Annotated in this window: 14 protein-coding genes and 1 pseudogene; 3 read left to right on the top strand and 12 right to left on the bottom strand. The window is 56.0% G+C overall.

Features of this window, described 5'->3' with window-relative positions:
* Positions 1-122: 122 nt before the first annotated feature.
* From L579_RS04585 to L579_RS04600, 4 genes are all read right to left on the bottom strand, one after another.
* Positions 123-407 carry a YbdD/YjiX family protein gene (locus L579_RS04585; protein WP_021183109.1) on the bottom strand — a complete coding sequence of 95 codons (285 nt, stop codon included), beginning with the start codon at positions 405-407 and terminating at the stop codon, positions 123-125.
* Positions 400-2,466, bottom strand: coding sequence for a carbon starvation CstA family protein (locus tag L579_RS04590; RefSeq protein WP_021183110.1), 2,067 nt, complete (start codon positions 2,464-2,466; stop codon positions 400-402). The genes L579_RS04585 and L579_RS04590 overlap by 8 nt, the downstream gene beginning before the upstream one ends.
* Positions 2,467-2,731: 265 nt before the next feature.
* Positions 2,732-4,666 carry an exoribonuclease II gene (locus tag L579_RS04595; RefSeq protein ID WP_021183112.1) on the bottom strand — a complete coding sequence of 645 codons (1,935 nt, stop codon included), beginning with the start codon at positions 4,664-4,666 and terminating at the stop codon, positions 2,732-2,734.
* A 125-nt stretch (positions 4,667-4,791) separates the two neighbouring features.
* A complete protein-coding gene (locus L579_RS04600) occupies positions 4,792-7,098 on the bottom strand; it encodes an FdhF/YdeP family oxidoreductase (protein ID WP_036625062.1) in 2,307 nt (768 codons plus the stop codon).
* A 248-nt stretch (positions 7,099-7,346) separates the two neighbouring features.
* On the opposite strand from L579_RS04600, the gene L579_RS04605 reads away from it, so the two are divergent.
* The 3 genes from L579_RS04605 to L579_RS04615 all read left to right on the top strand — a co-directional run bounded on the left by L579_RS04605 (position 7,347) and on the right by L579_RS04615 (position 10,638).
* On the top strand, positions 7,347-8,936 hold the full coding sequence (locus tag L579_RS04605) for a PTS transporter subunit EIIC (protein ID WP_021183114.1): 1,590 nt from the start codon (positions 7,347-7,349) through the stop codon (positions 8,934-8,936).
* A 70-nt stretch (positions 8,937-9,006) separates the two neighbouring features.
* Positions 9,007-9,726 carry a YoaK family protein gene (locus L579_RS04610; RefSeq protein ID WP_036625134.1) on the top strand — a complete coding sequence of 240 codons (720 nt, stop codon included), beginning with the start codon at positions 9,007-9,009 and terminating at the stop codon, positions 9,724-9,726.
* A 15-nt stretch (positions 9,727-9,741) separates the two neighbouring features.
* Positions 9,742-10,638: a LysR family transcriptional regulator gene (locus L579_RS04615; RefSeq protein WP_021183116.1), complete on the top strand. Its 897-nt coding sequence runs from the start codon at positions 9,742-9,744 to the stop codon at positions 10,636-10,638.
* On the opposite strand, the gene L579_RS04620 is transcribed toward L579_RS04615, so the two are convergent.
* The 8 genes and pseudogenes from L579_RS04620 to L579_RS24135 all read right to left on the bottom strand — a co-directional run.
* Positions 10,635-11,747 carry a CMD domain-containing protein gene (locus L579_RS04620; protein WP_021183117.1) on the bottom strand — a complete coding sequence of 371 codons (1,113 nt, stop codon included), beginning with the start codon at positions 11,745-11,747 and terminating at the stop codon, positions 10,635-10,637. The genes L579_RS04615 and L579_RS04620 overlap by 4 nt on opposite strands.
* A 219-nt stretch (positions 11,748-11,966) precedes the next feature.
* Positions 11,967-12,755: an enoyl-ACP reductase FabI gene (gene fabI, locus L579_RS04625; RefSeq protein WP_021183118.1), complete on the bottom strand. Its 789-nt coding sequence runs from the start codon at positions 12,753-12,755 to the stop codon at positions 11,967-11,969.
* A 141-nt stretch (positions 12,756-12,896) separates the two neighbouring features.
* On the bottom strand, positions 12,897-13,700 hold the full coding sequence (gene sapF / locus L579_RS04630) for a putrescine export ABC transporter ATP-binding protein SapF (RefSeq protein WP_021183119.1): 804 nt from the start codon (positions 13,698-13,700) through the stop codon (positions 12,897-12,899).
* Between the two features lie 2 nt (positions 13,701-13,702).
* The gene (sapD, locus tag L579_RS04635) at positions 13,703-14,698 is read right to left on the bottom strand and encodes a putrescine export ABC transporter ATP-binding protein SapD (protein WP_021183120.1); all 996 of its coding nucleotides are present in this window, start codon (positions 14,696-14,698) and stop codon (positions 13,703-13,705) included.
* Complete coding sequence (sapC, locus tag L579_RS04640) at positions 14,698-15,588, bottom strand: putrescine export ABC transporter permease SapC (protein ID WP_021183121.1); 891 nt, start codon at positions 15,586-15,588, stop codon at positions 14,698-14,700. Before sapC ends, sapD begins: the two co-directional genes overlap by 1 nt.
* Positions 15,575-16,540, bottom strand: coding sequence for a putrescine export ABC transporter permease SapB (gene sapB / locus L579_RS04645; protein WP_021183122.1), 966 nt, complete (start codon positions 16,538-16,540; stop codon positions 15,575-15,577). Before sapB ends, sapC begins: the two co-directional genes overlap by 14 nt.
* A gap of 2 nt (positions 16,541-16,542) precedes the next feature.
* A complete protein-coding gene (gene sapA / locus L579_RS04650; RefSeq protein WP_021183123.1) occupies positions 16,543-18,165 on the bottom strand; it encodes an ABC transporter substrate-binding protein SapA in 1,623 nt (540 codons plus the stop codon).
* A gap of 152 nt (positions 18,166-18,317) precedes the next feature.
* A pseudogene (locus L579_RS24135) lies at positions 18,318-18,513 on the bottom strand (hypothetical protein); the annotation flags it as partial.

An 18,513-nucleotide genomic window follows, 5' to 3' on the forward strand; every position in this document is an offset into this window, starting at 1 on the left:
ATCTCATTATTTTAGCAACAGTATTCATCCTCTTGCGTAAGCACAAGATGCAATCCAAATATATTTTTGTTTAGATAAATGAATGGCACGAAAAAGCCCCAAAAATTTGGGGCTAAACAGGATTAACACGGGCACTTACCCAATTTTCCTGGCTGGCTGGGAAAGCGGGCGTCGAGGCAGTAACGATAAAATTCGCGTTCACTCATCGGGGGCTGTTCGGGATGATGCAGACGCATATGCTGTAGATAATTTTGATAATCGTGTACGCCGACCATTAAGCGAAAGCTCTGCTGCAAGCCACGCCAGATTTTTTGCCAGCGGGTGCGCGGCGGCTCGCCCAGCGGCAGACACTGATTTATCTGCCAGCGCCCGGCCGGTTTACGCCAGGCTAAAATCGCTTCAGACATTACGCACCTCCTTACGCAACGACACCGGTGCCTCATGCACGGTCGGCACGTCACTGTGCAGCGCCCGGCGAATGACAAAGAAGGCCGCGATCAACATGGTGACAGCCACCAGCATGAAGAAACCGCACAGCAGGGCGTTAATCTGGTTGCTGAACACGATGGTTTGCATATCAGCGACGGTTTTCGCGGGTGCGATAATCACGCCCTCATCCAGACCTTTGCGGAACTTATTCGCCTGGGCAAGGAAACCAATCGACGGTTTTTCATGGAAAATCTTTTGCCATCCGGCGGTCATTGAGGTGATAAACAACCAGGCAGTTGGCAGAATCGTCACCCACGCGTAACGCTGTTTCTTCATCTTAAACAGCACCACGGTGCCGAGAATCAGCGCCATCGACGCCAGCATCTGGTTACCAATACCGAACAATGGCCACAAGGTGTTGATGCCGCCCAGGGGATCGACCACGCCCTGATAGACAAAGAAACCCCAACCCGCAACAGCCACGGTGGTTCCCGCCATATTGCCGAGCCATGAACGGTTATTGGCAAGTGAAGGCACCACGGTGCCGACCAAATCCTGCACCATAAAACGGCAGGCACGCGTACCAGCGTCCACGGCGGTAAGGATAAACAAGGCTTCGAACAGAATGGCGAAGTGATACCAGAACGCCATCATGGCGCGGCTGTTGAACACCTCAGTAATGATATGTGCCATTCCTACGGCGAAGGTTGGCGCACCACCCGCACGGGACAGGATGGTCTTCTCACCCACTTCAGAAGCGATGGTGGTCAGCATTTCCGGTGTGACGACAAAACCCCAGCCATTAATCACCTGCGACGCGTTTTCCACGGTGGTGCCAATCAGCGCCGCCGGGGCGTTCATGGCAAAGTAGACGCCCGGATCCAGCACCGACGCGCAAATCAGCGCCATGATGGCGACAAAGGATTCCATCAGCATCGCGCCATAGCCAATAAAACGAATATGGCTTTCACGTTCCACCAGTTTCGGCGTGGTGCCGCTGGAGACTAACGCATGGAAACCAGAAATCGCGCCACAGGCGATGGTGATAAACAGGAACGGGAACAGCGCCCCGGAAAACACCGGGCCGCTACCATCGATAAATTTAGTCACCGCAGGCATTTTCAGTTCTGGCATGGCAAACAAAATGCCGATCGCCAGACCGATAATCACACCAATTTTCAGGAAGGTAGAGAGATAGTCACGCGGTGCCAGCAGCAGCCATACCGGCAGCGATGAGGCAACAAAACCATAAATCACCAGCACCCAGGTGAGTTCCGTGCCTTTCAGGGTGAAGAACGGTCCCCAGAAGGGATGTTGTGCGATATCACCGCCAAAAATAATCGCCGCCATCATCAGTACAAAACCAATAATCGATACCTCAGCGATTTTTCCCGGATGCAGAAAGCGCATATACACGCCCATAAACAGCGCAATCGGGATAGTCGCGGCGATGGTGAACAACCCCCAGGGGCTGTTCGCCAGCGCTTTGACCACCACCAACGCCAGGGCCGAAAGAATAATGATCATCACCCCGAGTGCGCCAAGCATGGTGATCACCCCGGCAAAACTGCCGAGTTCCTGGCGCGCCATTTCACCCAGCGAACGCCCATCGCGGCGGGTGGAGATAAACAGCACGAGGAAATCCTGTACTGCGCCAGCCAGCATCACACCGACCAGAATCCAGATGGTGCCTGGCAGGAAACCCATTTGTGCCGCGAGGATCGGGCCGACCAGCGGGCCAGCACCGGCAATGGCGGCAAAGTGGTGGCCGAACAGCACCCACTTGTTGGTAGGCACGTAATCCAGACCATCGTTAAAGCGCTCCGCCGGTGTACGGCGGCGATCGTCCAGTTCGAAAATACGGCGGGCAATAAACAGGCTGTAAAAGCGATAAGCGATGCTGTAGCACGCCACGGCGGCAATCACCAGCCAGACGGCATTGACGTGTTCACCACGGCTTAGCGCCAGCATGGCGAACGACGCCGCACCAATTAACGCCACCGCTAACCAGATCAATCCGGTTTTGACGTTGTTCATGAGTTAACTCCTTGTAGGGACCGGGAAAAATAAACGATCGAATACAACAAGTTAAAAATAATGTAATGGAATGTAAGCGACAGCGAATCGATGAAGAAGTGTGAAGCGAGGAGCAAATTTAACAATTACTTAAAAGCAGGAATCCGTAGCGGCGCGATTTATCGCGCAATTCCGTTGGCGTTTCCAGAAAAAATGCGCGATAAATCGCGCCGCTACGGTTAGTGCAATCTGCGGGATAACGTTGTTATCCCGCAGGTTTTCATACTCAGGCAGCGGGACGTGCCACGACACTACGCGTTTCCATACGCACTTCGGCGATGGTCACGTCGATCACATCGGTGACGCGATAAACGACTTCACCTTTGATCTGCACGGTGCCGTTTTCCTGGGAACACACCAGCTCATCACGCACCGCGTGGATGAACGGGGCAGGGATAAAGGCTACCGCGCCATTCTCCAGCAGACGCACACGCATACCACCACGGGAAACGTCGATGATTTCTGCGCTGAACTTGCGATCGCCACCGGCAAACGGCGCGAGGAAACGCGCGTACAACCAGTCACCGACATCGCGCTCGGCCATACGGTTCAGGCGGCGACGTTCGCTCATGGTCACGGTCACATCATCCTGCGGGCGATTGATCGCTTCACCGCGAATAATGGCTTTCAGCAGGCGATGGTTAATCATATCGCCGAACTTACGGATGGGTGAGGTCCAGGTGGCGTAAGCCTCAAGACCAAGGCCAAAGTGCGGGCCTGGCTCGGTGCTGATTTCAGCAAAGGCCTGGAAACGACGGATACGGCTGTCGAGATACTGGGTCGGCTGGGCATCCAGCTCACGGCGCAGCTGACGGAAACCGTCCAGCGTAGTGATGGCCTGCGCATCAACGGTGATACCGTGTCCGGCCAACACGCCTGCTGCCTGTTCGGCGTTGGCGAGGTCGAAACCGGTATGCACGTTATAGATACCGAAGCCCAGCTTCTGTTGCAGCACGCGGGCGGCACAGACGTTCGCGAGGATCATCGCTTCTTCTACGATACGGTTCGCGATGCGGCGAGGCTCGGCAATGATATCCAGCACTTCACCTTTTTCACCCAAGACAAAGCGGTAATCCGGACGGTCTTTGAACACCAGGGCGTGAGTTTGACGCCAGTCGCCGCGCGCCAGACACAGACGATGCAGCAGACGAATCTGTTGGGCAATGGCATCACTGGCGGGCTGCCAGCTACCGTTGTTTTCCAGCCAGTCTGATACTTCGTCATAGACCAGCTTAGCTTTGGATTCGATCCAGGCGGCAAAGAAATGGATATCGTCGGCGAGGCTACCGTCTTTCAACACGGTGACGCGGCACGCCAGCGCCGGACGGCGTACATTCGGGCGCAGCGAGCAAACGTCATCGGACAGTTCACGCGGCAGCATCGGGATGTTGAAGCCCGGCAGATAGTTAGTGAAGGCGCGTTTCGCGGCCAGTTTGTCCAGCGCGCTGCCTTCCGGCACATAAGCGGTAGGATCGGCAATGGCGATAGTCAGCAGCAGGTTACCTTCGGCAGTCTCTTCTGCGTACAGCGCATCGTCCATATCTTCGGTGCTGGCGCTGTCGATGGTGACGAAATCGAGCGCGGTCAGGTCTTCACGCGTCAGATGCTCATCAATCATCTCACCAAAACCGACTTCCGGCGCTTCACGCTCCAGGTTGTGGCGCGACAGCGTGACCCACCACGGTGCCAGATGGTCATTCGCAGTGGTAATAAATTCGGTCAGTTCGGCATAAAAGCCACGATCGCCTTTCAGAGGATGGCGACGCATTTCAGCCACGGCCCAGTCACCGGCCTGGAAATCGTGGGTCACGCCACGGGCAGCACGGCACTGGATAGCATCTTTCAGCAGCGGATGATCCGGCACGATAGACAGGCGATCATCTTTCTTCTGTACGCGGCCGACAAAACGCGTCAGGAATGGCTCAACCAGGCTTTCCGGCTCGGCACTTTCGCGATCTTTATCGGTGTGGATCACAGCAACGATGCGGTCGCCGTGCATCACTTTCTTCATTTGTGGCGGTGGAATGAAGTAGCTTTTCTGAGCATCAACCTCCAGAAAGCCAAAACCTTTTTCCGTGCCTTTCACCACGCCTTCGGCGCGCGGCGTCTGCGCGTGGAGCTTCTCTTTCAGCTGCGCGAGCAGCGGGTTATCCTGGAACATAATTTATTTAGTTTCGTGGCCTAAGAGCGGCTGACAGTTTTACGCGAATCATGCCCGCGCGGCAAGGCCAAAACAGGGTAAAAAGCCGCTTAACGCGGCTTTTTTACCTTCTGATAACCTTCAGATCAGGCAATACGTTGGGTGGGTACGGCGGCAGTTAACGCCAGTTTGACCGGCACCGATTTTGAGGTCGGTGTGCCGCTGCCGTCACCGTAGCTGGAAAGCGGGACAAGTGGGTTGGTTTCCGGGTAATACGCCGCCAGGTTGCCACGCGGAATATTGTAGGGCACCAATTTAAAACCGCTGACGCGACGGGTCAAACCGTCGTTCCACAGGGTTTCGATATCCACCAGTTGGCCTTCAGTGAAGCCCAGTGCCTGCATATCATCCGGGTGAATAAACACCACTTCACGCTGGCCGTAGACACCACGATAACGGTCATCGAGGCCGTAAATGGTGGTGTTGTACTGGTCATGTGAACGCAAGGTTTGCAGCGTAAACGGCACTTCCACATCGCCCAACTGCGGGAACAACGAGCTGGGCAGGGCGGCATTGCTGAACTCCGCCTTCTGCGACGGAGTGTTGAAACGCAATTCGGCGGCAGCGTTACCGAGGTAGAAACCACCCGGGAGGTCGCATTTGGTGTTGAAGTCGGCAAAGCCAGGGATGGTGGCGGCAATATGATCGCGGATCAGATTGTAATCCCCGGCCAGCGCCAGCCAGTCCACTTTATCGCTGCCGAGAGTGGCATGAGCGATACCAGCGACAATCGCGGTTTCAGAACGTTGGGTATCCGCCAGCGGAATGCCTACGCCCTCAGAAGCGTGCACCATGCTGAAGGAGTCTTCCACGGTGATAAACTGGTTACCGGTTGCCTGACGATCGCGCTCGGTGCGGCCCAGCGTCGGCAGAATCAAGCCCTCATGGCCCGGCACCAGATGGCTGCGGTTGAGCTTGGTGCTGATATGCACCGTCAGACCACAACGTTGCAGCGCTTCTTCCGTCAGCGGCGAGTCCGGTGCGGCGGCTGCCAGGTTACCACCCAGCGCGATCAACACCTTCACTTCATCACGCAGCATGGCGTTCAGCGCCTCAACGGTGTTGTGGCCGTGCTCACGCGGTGGTTCAAAATCAAAATGCTGACCTAACGCATCGAGGAAGGGTTTACTCGGCTTCTCGTCAATGCCCATGGTACGGTTGCCCTGCACGTTACTGTGGCCACGAACCGGACACAGGCCCGCGCCTTTTTTGCCGAGCTGACCAAATAGCAGTTGCAGGTTAACGATTTCACGCACCGTATCCACCGAATGCTTGTGCTGGGTGATGCCCATCGCCCAGGTACAGATCACCCGGTCAGCACTTTGGTAAATGGCGGCGGCTTCGCGGATCTGCGCTTCGCTCAGACCGGACTGACGCACAATATCTTCCCAGCGGGTGTTATCCACCGCTGCCAGGTAAGCTTCAACGCCCTGTGTGGCGGCGTTGATAAAGGTTTCGTCAAACAGACCTTTTTCCCCGGCGGCAAGCAGCGCGCGATGGGTTTCCAGCAGCGTTTTCACCATGCCGCGAATCGCAGCCATATCACCGCCGAGATTCGGCTGGTAATAGGCGGAGCTGATGGTGCCGGCCATCGAGGTCACCACTTCCAGCGGTTTTTGTGGATCGGCAAAACGCTCCAGACCACGCTCACGCAGGGTATTAAAGGTGACGATGCGTGCGCCGTGGTCGGCGGCATGGCGCAGGCTGTGCAGCATACGCGGGTGGTTAGTCCCCGGATTCTGACCGAAGACGAAAATCGCATCTGCATGATCAAAATCGTCGAGACGAATGGTGCCTTTACCCACGCCGATACTGCGTTTCAGGCCGGAGCCACTGGCTTCGTGGCACATGTTGGAGCAGTCGGGGAAGTTGTTGGTACCCATCAGGCGACCAAACAATTGATACAGCCAGGACGCTTCGTTACTGGCGCGACCGGAGGTATACAGCTCCATCTGGTCGGGATTGTCCATCGCCTGTAAATGGCTGGCAACCAGCGCGAAAGCGTCGTCCCAGCTGATTGGCTCATAATGGTCGGTTTCGCGGTTGTAACGTAACGGGTGGGTCAGACGGCCCTGATATTCGAGGAAATAATCACTTTGTTGATACAGCGTGCTGACGCTGTGCTGGGCAAAGAACGCCGGCTCAACCACACGGCGGGTTGCTTCCCAGGTGACCGCTTTGGCACCGTTCTCACAGAAACTAAAAGTACTTTTGTTGTCATCGCCCCACGCGCAGCCGGGGCAATCAAAGCCGCGCGCTTTATTCATGCGCAACAGGTTACGCATGTTTTTCAGGGCAGCTTTACTGTCAAGGACAAAACGGGTGGTCGCTTCCAAAGAGCCCCATCCACCAGCAGCAGCGCGGTAGGGCTGAATTTTACGTTTAAATTTCATAGTAGATGCAGGCTTATTGTTTAGGAGTTGTTATCAGGATATGACGACTGTTGGCAAGAAGTTTGCGACTGACAGCAAAAGTTGTCTAATTGATTGACTTAATGGTGCGATAGGTGGCGTTTATCGCGTAAAACGGACAGAAGCGTGAGCCAGTTCAAACTTTGGCGGATCGCCAACGCGGTGCGGTTACGTGCGATGTCGATAACTGGCTAATAATTGTACTTTCAATTATTGCAAGGAACTGAACCATGAAGCCTTTGGCCAGCCAAATTCACGCTTTCGGTAAAGCCTTGATGATGCCCATCTCGGTGATTGCCGCTGCCGGGATCTTCCTCGGACTTGCCGCCGCCATGCAGAATCCGGCGATCACCGGTGACGCCTTCGTGCAGATGCAGGTGCCGCAGTTGATCATTGGTTTTATCCGTAAAGTGGCGGGCGCGTTGTTCGCCAACCTCCCGGTGTTCTTTGCTGTTGCCAGTGCGATTGGACTGGCAACAGCAGAGAAGCCCACCGCCGCCTTTGCCGCCGTGATTGGCTATATCGCCATGAATGTCGGCATCAGCACCACGCTGGCTGCCAAAGGGCTGACAGCCGCCACCACCACGCCGCAGGCGCTGCAACAGGCGGGGATGGATCAGACCACCGCGATGATGACCTCAGCGGAATATATCGAGATGCTGGGCATCTTCACCTACAACATGAGCGTGCTGGGAGGCGTGATTGCGGGGCTTACCACCGTGGCGCTGCACAACCGTTTCTATACTCAGCAACTCCCCACCGCCATTAGCTTTTTTGGCGGGCGACGCTTTGTACCGATTGTCACCATCGTGGTGTTGCCGTTGATCGGGGTGTTGCTGGCGTTGATTTGGCCGACCATCGGTGCCGCCATCGCCTGGGTGGGGCAGATGATTGGGAAAAGCGGCCAGTACGGTGCGTTTTTACTGGGCGCTTGCGAACGCTTACTGATCCCGACCGGATTGCACCATATCCTCAATGAAACCGTCCGTTTCACCCCAATTGGCGGCATGGCGACGGTTGATGGGCAAACCATTGTCGGTGCGCTAAACATTTTCAACACCTCGCTGACGAATCCCGGCGCGATCTCGGATGCTACCGTGCGCACCGCGACGCAATTTCTGGCGCAGGGCAAAATTCCGGTGATGATGTTTGGTTTGCCTGCGGCGGCGTTGGCGATCTACCACACCGCCCGCCCGGAGCATAAGCAGCGCGTCAAAGCGCTGATGCTGGCCGGTGCGCTGACCTCCTTTACCACCGGCATTACCGAACCGCTGGAATTCTGCTTTATCTTCGTCTCGCCGGTGCTGTATATCCTGCACGCGCTGCTGATGGGGTTGTCGTTTATGTTGATGTCGATGCTGCACCTGATGATCGGAAACGTGCAGGGTGGTGCCATCGATTTGGTGGTGTTCGGCATTCTCGGCGGCAGCAAAACCCATTGGTGGTGGACGCTGGTGTTGGGGGTGATTTACGTACCGATTTACTACTACGGATTCCGCTTTGTCATCACCCGTATGGGGGTGGAAACACCGGGACGTGAATCTGACGATGAACACAAACCTGTACAGGTGGCAGCCGATGAACGTACCCGGGTCATCATCAGCGGGTTGGGTGGTGAAGCCAATATCGAGGACGTTGATTGCTGCTTTACCCGGTTGCGCGTGCGCGTCAAACAGATGAATGAAGTGGTGGACCAGACACTGATGACCACCGGTGCCAATGGCGTCAATCGAGTCAGCGAGCATGACGTGCAGGTGATTTACGGTCCCCAGGTGGAAAAGATTGCCAACGAGGTGAAAAGTGCGCTGGGTGTCGCCTGACCGGAAAGCGCTTGAGAATATTCAGCGCTGGCAGGATGATAGCCAAATTGATGGTAGTCAGGGATATACCATGCTGTTAAGCACTGAAAGTTCCAGAACTTACAATACCGACCGCCGCCTCGCTTGTACCCTGGCGGCGGTGGCCGGGGCACTGAACACCGCGGCGTTTGAAACCGTGGGTTTTTTCTCCGCCAATATGACCGGCAACGTCTCGCTGTTGTCGGATCACCTGGCAAAAGTTGATCTCCACATCGGCCTGTTTTTCCTGGTGATTATCCTGCTGTTTATCGCCGGTTCCTCCGTCTCGACCCTGATTATCAATGCCGGGCGGCGGCGTGAAATTCGTGGCATCTATGCCATTAATATCTTTATTGAGGGCATTGCCTTGCTGGTGCTCGGCGTGCTGGAGAGTTGGTTTCCCAATAACGATTCTGGCGTGCAACTGATCTTCAGCCTGAGTTTTTTGTTGGGATTGCAGAATGCGGTGGTGACGCGGATTTCCAACGCGCGCGTCAGAACCACCCACGTTTCCGGCACTTCTACCGACATCGGTATCGAGTTGGCGATGCTGCTGGATGTGCTGCGGCGCAAAGAATCCCCCAAGGATGCCCCGTTGTACATTGAACGGCTGAAGCTGCATCTGTTCACGGTGTTGGCGTTCCTCGGTGGCGGCGTAGTGGGTATCGTGCTGTTAAAAGCCATTAGCTTTAAATTGTTATTAATGATTGGCCTGATGTTGACGATGATGTCACTGACCGCCTTGCATCGCGCCCGCCAGGTGGCACGATAATCCTTGTGAAAAAGTATGGATATCAAACAGTTAATCTATCTTTGCAATCTTGAGCGCGAGCGCCATTTTGGCCGCGCGGCGGAGGCGAGCTTTGTCAGCCAGCCCACGCTGTCGATGCGCCTGAAAAACCTCGAGCGCGAGCTGGGGTTATCGCTGATCAATCGCAGCAACAATTTTGATGGCTTCACCCCGGAAGGGGAACGGGTGCTGGCGTGGGCGCGCGAGATCGTTTCCGTCTATCAGGGACTGAAGCTGGAAGTGGAATCGCTAAAACACGGCGTGAATGGCACCCTGCGTCTCGGCGTGATGCCGCAGTGCAGCGTGGCGTTACCGGCGTTGTTGAAGGCGGTGGAAGCCCGCTATCCGCAGCTTGACTACCGGGTGTCAGCCATGAGCGCCGATCAACTGCTGGATGCGCTCAACAGCCATACCGTTGATGGCGGGATTGGTTTTTTTGAACTCAATGCCCTGCGCGAGTTGCATTTCCAGACCGCGCTGCTGAAGGACAGTGGTGTGGAGGCGGTGTTCAACCCGGACTTTTTTCCGGCGTTGCTGGAACATCAGACGCTGGATCTGCCGCTGCTTGCCAGTCAGCCTTTATGTCTCGCGGAGCCAACTCGCTATTTCCGACGTTATCTCGACAGCCAGTTGCGAGCGCGGGAGTTGCTGCCACGGGTGATCGTCGAAAGCGCGTCAATTATGCAGCTATTGCAAAGCGCACAGGTTGGATTGGGGGTGATGGTGTCACCGTGCGGGCATCTGTTGCCGGAAATGCTGCAAAACCTGCAACGCCGCCCGATTGACATCGCCCCAATGGGACGACAGGCGGCGTTGGTGATTGCTGAGCCGGGCAGGGCGACGCCGCTGGCTCAGCACTTCTTCGATGAGGCACGCGGGCATTTGCCCGATTAACGCGTCTCGCCCAACGCCATCGACAGGCGGTCCTGCCAGTTTGCCAGTGCCACCGCCTGAAGCAGGGTAAATATTCGCTCTGCGCTCCAGCCCGCGTTCAACAGCGGTTGCAGATGGGCAGCACTGAACCTTTCAGGTAAACGGGTCAGCTGGGCGCTCACCGTCACCAGTGGATTGTCACCGGCAACCTCCCTGAGCAGCGTCTGTCGTGCGCTACCCGCGAAGCGGTCGAACTGGCGCTGGCAGCCGAGGATGCGTGCGCTCACCGCCTGCACCAACGCTTCATCTTGCGCAAAATGATCGTTGAGTCGCTGCTGTAACGTTGCCCAGCCATACAACGTCTGGGCGTCATGCACCAGCAGCCAAACCGCGTCTTCCAGACCTTCCATCCCCTGACAAAAGGTGATGGCCGCCAGTTGTTCTGCGCTGGCGTAACGCAGTTCTACCGGTTTTAACGCATGCTGCCAGACCGGAGACGGTTGAAACAACGCCGCATCGGCATCGGGTGGCGGTGATACGCCAGGGATCCAACGCACCGGCAGGCCCATGATCGCCTGCAAGGCGGCCACCACGCGCGCCTGATAGCTGACAAACCCCACCAACTGATTCAGGGTGACAATATCCGGTTCGGTCAGTCCAACGGCGTCCAGTGCGCTGATGCTGTTGGCGGTAATTAACGCAGGTTGCATCGCCAGCTGGCGTGCATATTGGGTGATTTGCGTCAGCCGGTTATTGCTTTCACGCGATGAATCAGGGCCAGGCAGTGGATTTAAACGTGCCGCATAATGATTGCACAACCGTTGCACCCCGGCGACCTGCGCCACGGTCAGCGCGGTGCTGAGGCGGTCGTACAACGTCAGCGTATGGGTCAGGCTGGGGGTTAATGAATCGGGAAACAGGATTTGGCTCAGATCGCGCGCTGCCAGCAGCGCCGGCTGAAAACGCAGCAACAGCGGCTGTAACGCACTGGCTTCTTGCTGCAAACCCAGCAGAAAACGATCGTCGAGATAAGCAGCCTCGGGCACCAGCGGCGCGGCGGCGCTATGCTGCGGGCGCGTCTGGCTTTCGTAAAACCACTGGTCATGGCCTGGAGAACGCCGTTGTTCCATGGTCATTCCTTTTGCAAAAAACGGACTCGGTGTCGGTCGCCACAATCTGAAAATTCTGGGCGCACCAAAGGGCTAGCTTATCGTCGCCGAAGGGCGGTCCGGGGCAAAAGAATGATCGGTGATAATTAATAGCAAGAATGTATAAGGGGGGCGTGTAGCGGCGCGATTTATCGCGCGGATTTAAAAAGAAAAGGGCGAGCCAGGCTCGCCCTCAGGAACTTATTTCAGTTCCAGCTCGTTCATCGCGGCAATGCTGAAGCCGCCATCAACGTGTACCACTTCACCGGTGATACCACCGGCCAGGTCGGAGCACAGGAAAGCCGCAGAGTTACCCACGTCTTCGATAGTCACGGTACGACGAATCGGGGTAACCGCTTCGCAGTGTGCCAGCATCTTACGGAAGTCTTTGATGCCTGAAGCAGCCAGAGTACGGATCGGGCCAGCAGACACGGCGTTAACACGCACGCCTTCCGGACCCATCGCGTTCGCCATATAACGAACGTTGGCTTCCAGAGACGCTTTCGCCAGACCCATCACGTTGTAGTTCGGGATAGCGCGCTCTGCACCCAGGTAAGACAGGGTCAGCAGTGCTGAATTCGGGTTCAGCATCGCACGGCACTCTTTGGCCATCGCGACGAAGCTGTAGGCGCTGATGTCGTGAGCGATTTTGAAGCCTTCACGGGTAACGGCGTTGACATAGTCACCATCCAGCTGGTCGCCAGGGGCGAAACCGATGGAGTGAACGAAACCGTCAAATTTCGGCCAGGTTTTTGCCAGTTCGGTGAACAGCGCAGTGATGCTCTCGTCTTCTGCCACATCGCACGGCAGAACAATGTCTGAACCCAATTCTTTAGCAAACTCTTCCACACGACCTTTCAGTTTGTCGTTCTGGTAGGTGAAAGCCAGTTCTGCGCCCTGTTTGTGCATCGCCTGCGCAATACCGTAGGCGATGGAAAGTTTACTGGCAACGCCAGTAATCAGAATGCGCTTACCGGAAAGAAAACCCATAGCTGTAATCCTTATGGTCATTGTTGTTGGCGGTCGCAATGATTAAAAAGTGTGCGACCGACGTTAATCGACGTGCGGATTCTAGCACGTCTCTGTCAAATGCGGTAAATCGCACCGCGTTTTCCGCGATGCAGCGAACAATCAACGTTCACGCCGCCAGGCTTCGGCGGTGAGTGCTTCACCAAAATGGCTGGCAATTAACCGTTTGGTCAGCTCGTGCAGCGGAGAGGCCAGTACATCGGCGGTGCCGCCACGTTCCACCACCTCGCCCTGATGCATCACCAGCACCTGATCGCTGATGTGCTTCATCATGCCGATATGCTGCGTGACATAAATATAGGAGATGCCGTGCTTCTCCTGGAGTTCCAGCATTAAATTAACCAACTGCGAGCGCATGGTCATATCCAGCGACGCCAGCGCTTCATCGGCGATAATCACCTTTGGTTGCAGGATCAGCGCACGCGCCAGTGCCAGGCGTTGCTTCTGCCCCGGAGCCAGCATATGCGGGTAATACCCGGCATGATCGCGCAGCAAGCCGACCTGGCGCAGCGTGGCGATAATGCGCTTCTCGCGCTCTTCATCGTCCAGCTCGGTGTTCAACCGTAAGGGGAAGTCCAGGATCTGACTGACGCGCTGGCGTGGATTGAGTGAGGTCGACGGGTCCTGAAAAATCATGCGGATGCGCTGGCTGCGATAACCGTAGTCACCATACTCCAGCGGATGATCGTCAATCAGGATCTGTCCTTCAGTCGGCGCGACCATGCCACTTAACATCTTCGCCAGCGTAGATTTGCCGGAGCCGTTCTCACCAATAATCGCCAGCGTCTGTTTATCGCGCAGGGTAAAACTGACATCTTTCACCGCTTCCACATGCTGACGGCGGAATAATCCGGTGCGATAACGGAAGGTTTTGCTCAGGTTGCGCACTTCAAGCAGCGTTTCCATGCTTACTGGCCCTCCATATTCAGCGGGAAGTGGCAGGCGTAGAGATGCGCTTTGTTACCATTGAGGCGCGGTGTTTCAATGCATTTGCGTTGTGCATAGGGACAGCGCGGCCCGAGACGGCAGCCAATTGGCAGATGCTCCAGCGAGGGAATCGCTCCGGTCAGGGTATTGAGACGGCTTTTATGCGGCAGTGCGCTACCGAAATCGGGCATCGCGCGGATCAGCGCTTGGGTGTAAGGATGGTGGGGCGTTCCCATCAGGTCTTCACTTTGCGCGGTTTCTACCGTCTGGCCGCAATACATCACGTTAATGCGATCGGCCCACTGGCTCATGGTGCGTAGGTCATGGCTGATCAGCAAAATGGTGGTGTTGTTGTTCTGGTTAAGGCGGCTTAACAGGCGGAAGATCTGGGCCTGGGTGGTGGGCTCCATCGCGTTAGTCGGCTCATCGGCGATCAACAGACGTGGCTGATTCGCCAGCGCGATGGCAATCATCACCTTCTGACACTCCCCCTCAGTCAGCTCATAGGGGAAACTGCGCATAATGTCTTTATGATCCTTGATGCCGACGCGGTGCAACAGCTCAATGGCGCGCGCTTTGCGCCAGAACCACAGCCGTTGATACCAGTGACCTTTAAAGGTCCAACGTGGGATGGCCTGCATCAACTGGCGACCAATACTTTCTGAGGGATCAAGACAGGATTGCGGCTCCTGGAAAATCATCGACACGTTATGGCCGACGATGCGACGGCGCTCGCGCGGCGAAAGGCGCAGTAAATCGATATCATCGAAACGCATACGGTCGGCGGTGACGCGCCAGTTGTCTTTGGTGACGCCACAGATGGCTTTCGCTACCAGGCTTTTGCCGGAGCCGGATTCGCCCACCAGACCGCGCACTTCGCCTTCGGTGAGGGTAAGGTTGATGCGGTCGACGGCTTTTACCGGCCCTTCGGCAGTCATAAATTCGATGGTCAGATTGCGGATATCAAGTAACGGCATTATTCAGCTCCCGCTTCTACGGCGCGACGGATGCCATCGCCCAGCAGGTTAACAATCAACACACTCACCATCAGTGCCGCGCCGGGCAGCATCACGGTCCAGGGCGCAACGTAAATCAGTTCCAGCGAGTCACCCAGCATCGCGCCCCATTCGGGCGAAGGCAGCTGTGCGCCAAGATCGAGAAAGCCGAGGGCCGCGATATCAAGGATCGCCATCGACAGGGCGCGGGTAAATTCCCCGACCAACAGCGGCAGCACATTCGGCAGCACCGCGTTCCACAAAATATTCAGATTGCGCGCACCATCAAGGCGCAACGCCACCACATACTCTTTTTCCATCTCGTCATGCACGGCGGTGTAGATTTCGCGCACCAGTCGCGGGATCAGCGCCAGCCATACCGCCAGCATTGCATGTTCGAGGCGCGGGCCAAGAAACGCCACCACAATGATCGCCAGCAGCAGCGACGGAATCGACAGCAGGGTATCCAGTACGTGATTCATCACCGCTGAACGCAAACCGTGGGTAATGCCCGCCAGCACGCCGAGTAACAAGGCGCAGAAGCTGGCCAGCAATGTCACCAGAATGGCGGATCCCACGGTGGGCGCGACACCGCTCAGCAGACGGCTCAATACATCGCGGCCCAGATCGTCAGTGCCGAGAAAGAACGACACATCGCCATAGCGGGACCAGGACGGCGGTAGCAACTGGTAGCCCAGGAACTGCTGGTCGATGCCATAAGGGGCCAGCAAACCGCCAAACAGACACAAAAACAGCAACGCGCCGAAACCGTATAGACCAATCATCGCGCTGGTGTCGTGGTAAAAACGCTGCCAGCTAAGGCGGAAGGTGCCGGGCTGCCGTTTTTCGGCGTAGATATTATCGTAGGGCATACCATTCCTTATGTTTCAATGGATTAAGTGCGGCACCGACAATGTCAGATAACACATTAACCACAATCACCAGGCTACCCACCACCATCACGCCAGCGGAAATCGCTGCATAATCCTGCTGGCGAATGGCGTTGATCAACCAACGGCCCAGCCCCGGCCAGTTGAATACCACTTCAGTAATCATCGCCAGCGTCAACATGGTGGAGAACTGCAAACCCAGACGTGGGATCACTGGCGGCAACGCATTATGCAGCACATGGCGACGGATAATGGTAAAGCGTGACAAACCCCGCGTGGCCGCTGCTTTGACATAGTTCTTATCCATCACTTCGCTGGTACTGCCGCGCAGCAGGCGAATCACTTCGGTAGTGGGTGCCACCGCCAGTACGATCACCGGCAAAATCATATGGGTCAGCGCGCTCATCAACATTTCATGACGCCACGGTGAATGGCTTATCCAGGCGTCAATCAGCGCAAAACCGGTGACGTTCTGCACCGGGTAGAGCAAATCAAAACGCCCTGATACCGGCAGCCAGCCGAGGGTTAATGAGAAGAACAGGGTAAACAGCAGCGCCAGCCAGAACACCGGCATAGAGAAGCCAAGCAGTGCCAGCGCGCTGATGGCCTTGTCCTGCCACTTATTACGCATCACCCCGGCGCAGATCCCCAACGGAATACCGACCAGCAGGGCCAACATAAACGCCAGAATGCACAGTTCAAGGGTGGCAGGAAAAACCTCGCGCAACTGGAGATCAATCAATTGGCCGTTGGTGCTGGAAACACCAAAATCGAGCTGCAACAAACCCTTAAACCAGAACCACCAGGCATCAAACAGCGACGCACCTTCCAACGGGGCATTCGGGGTGAAGTAACTGAGACTGAAGCTGACCAGCGACAGCAAAAACAGCGTAATGATCAGTAGCAGCAGACGACGCAAGATATAGATGATCATGATTATTCCTCGCTGCGTTCGTCACGATAAACGCCTGCGAACGAGGCGTTGCCAAATGGACTCAGTACCAGACCTTTAATATCGTGGCGATACGCCTGCAATCGCAGCGATGACGCCAGTGGCAACACCGGCAACTCTCGCGCCAGGATCTGCTGTGCTTCATCATAACTCTCAATGCGAGCCGACAACTGTTGTGACAGCAGGGCGCGTTGCAACACTTCATCAAATGCTGGCGAGCACCAATGTGCATAGTTGGTTTGCGAACGAATCGCCGCACAGCTCAACAGCGGGCGGAAGAAGCTATCAGGATCGTTGCTGTCGGTGGCCCAGCCGGTCAGGGTGATATCATGGTTCATCGCCATCAGTTGCGCTTCCTGAAAACGCCCCTCAACCGGCACGATGGTGACGCGTACCCCCACCTGTGACAAATCGGCCTGTAACAATTCAGCAGTTTTTAGCGGGCTGGGATTCCACGCCTGCGATGCTGTCGGCACCACCAGCCGCAGATGGAGATTCTCCACCCCCAGCGCTTTCAATTGCTCCCGCGCTTTGGCCGGATTGTATTCGGTCACCCGCGCATCATTATCATACGCCCAGGACGCGCGCGGCAGAATCGAGGCCGCCGTTTCGGCGGTGCCGTAATAAATCGACTCCATCAGACGTTCATTATTGATTGCCAGCGCCAGCGCGTGGCGGACTTCGGGGCGATCCAGCGGCGGTTTACGGGTATTAAATGCCAGATAGGCGATATTCATCCCCGGACGTAACGTCATGCGCAGGCGGGGATCGTCACGCAGAATGCTGAGCTGACTGGCGGCAGGATAGGCCAGCACATCACACTCGCCGGTCAGCAATTTTGATAAGCGACCGGTCCCGCCGACACCGAGGTCAATGACCACCTGTTGTAAACGCGGCACGCCTTTCCAGTAGTGGGGATTGCGCGCCAGGCGCAGGTATTGCCCGGTACGGTATTCGCTAAGCTGGAACGGGCCGGTGCCGACCGGTTCCCGATCCAGTCGCTCCTGCTGGCCTTTAGCAGTCAGCTTGTCAGCGTACTCTTTGGAGAGCACCGGTGCGTAATGGGTGGCGATATGCCACAGGAATGATGCATCCGGGCTGTTCAGGCGAATTTCGACGGTATCGTTGTCGAGTTTTTTCACGCTCTGCACTGAGTCAGCAAATTGCAGGCTATCGAAATAGGGATAGCTGCCACCGTTGACGTTATGCCAGGGGTGCTGGCGATCGAACATGCGGGCAAAGCTGAACACCACATCGTCGGCATTCATATTGCGGGTAGGGGTGAACCAATTGGTGTGCTGGAAGGGCACATCTTTGCGCAGATGGAAACGGTAAGTCGCGCCGTTATCCCGCACCTCCCAGCTCTGCGCGAGGTCAGGCACCAGGCGATAGGTGTAAGGATCGACATCCAGCAGACGGTCGTAAAGCTGCGCGGCGAGGGTATCGACCACCAGACCGCTACTCGCCATTTGCGGATTGAAGGTATTTACCGTGCCGTTAACGCAATAAACAAAGCCGCTTTGACGAATGTCGTTCGCAGGTGCAGCCCAGACAGACGCACTCAATACGCTGAGACCGAGCAGCAGCGTGGGGATTAATTTTGGCATAGAACTCAACGATTCTGAGGCAATAGCGAGAGTGTATCGCAAACGCCGGGTACTCCCCAAATTAAGGCGAATTGTGCTGTCTTTTTCGCCATCCCGACGCCGGGGTAATCACACCGTTAGTGTGGAAATGAGAAAAATTCTCAATTAGGGCTTTACAGATGATAATAAGAATGATTATTATTCTTCTGCGCTTCGACGGTGGCTCTACCGAAGAAGAGCACGACATTGCTCACATTGCTTCCAGTATTAAGTTGCCCGCTTCTGCGGGCTTTTTTTTCTTCATATTTTGCACTGTACCGGCGTTGTCTGCGGTTGCTCACCCCGGTCACATACTCCGGTATGCTCCCG

The organism is Pantoea sp. AS-PWVM4, from assembly GCF_000468095.1.
In the GTDB taxonomy this organism is placed as follows: domain Bacteria; phylum Pseudomonadota; class Gammaproteobacteria; order Enterobacterales; family Enterobacteriaceae; genus Pantoea; species Pantoea phytobeneficialis.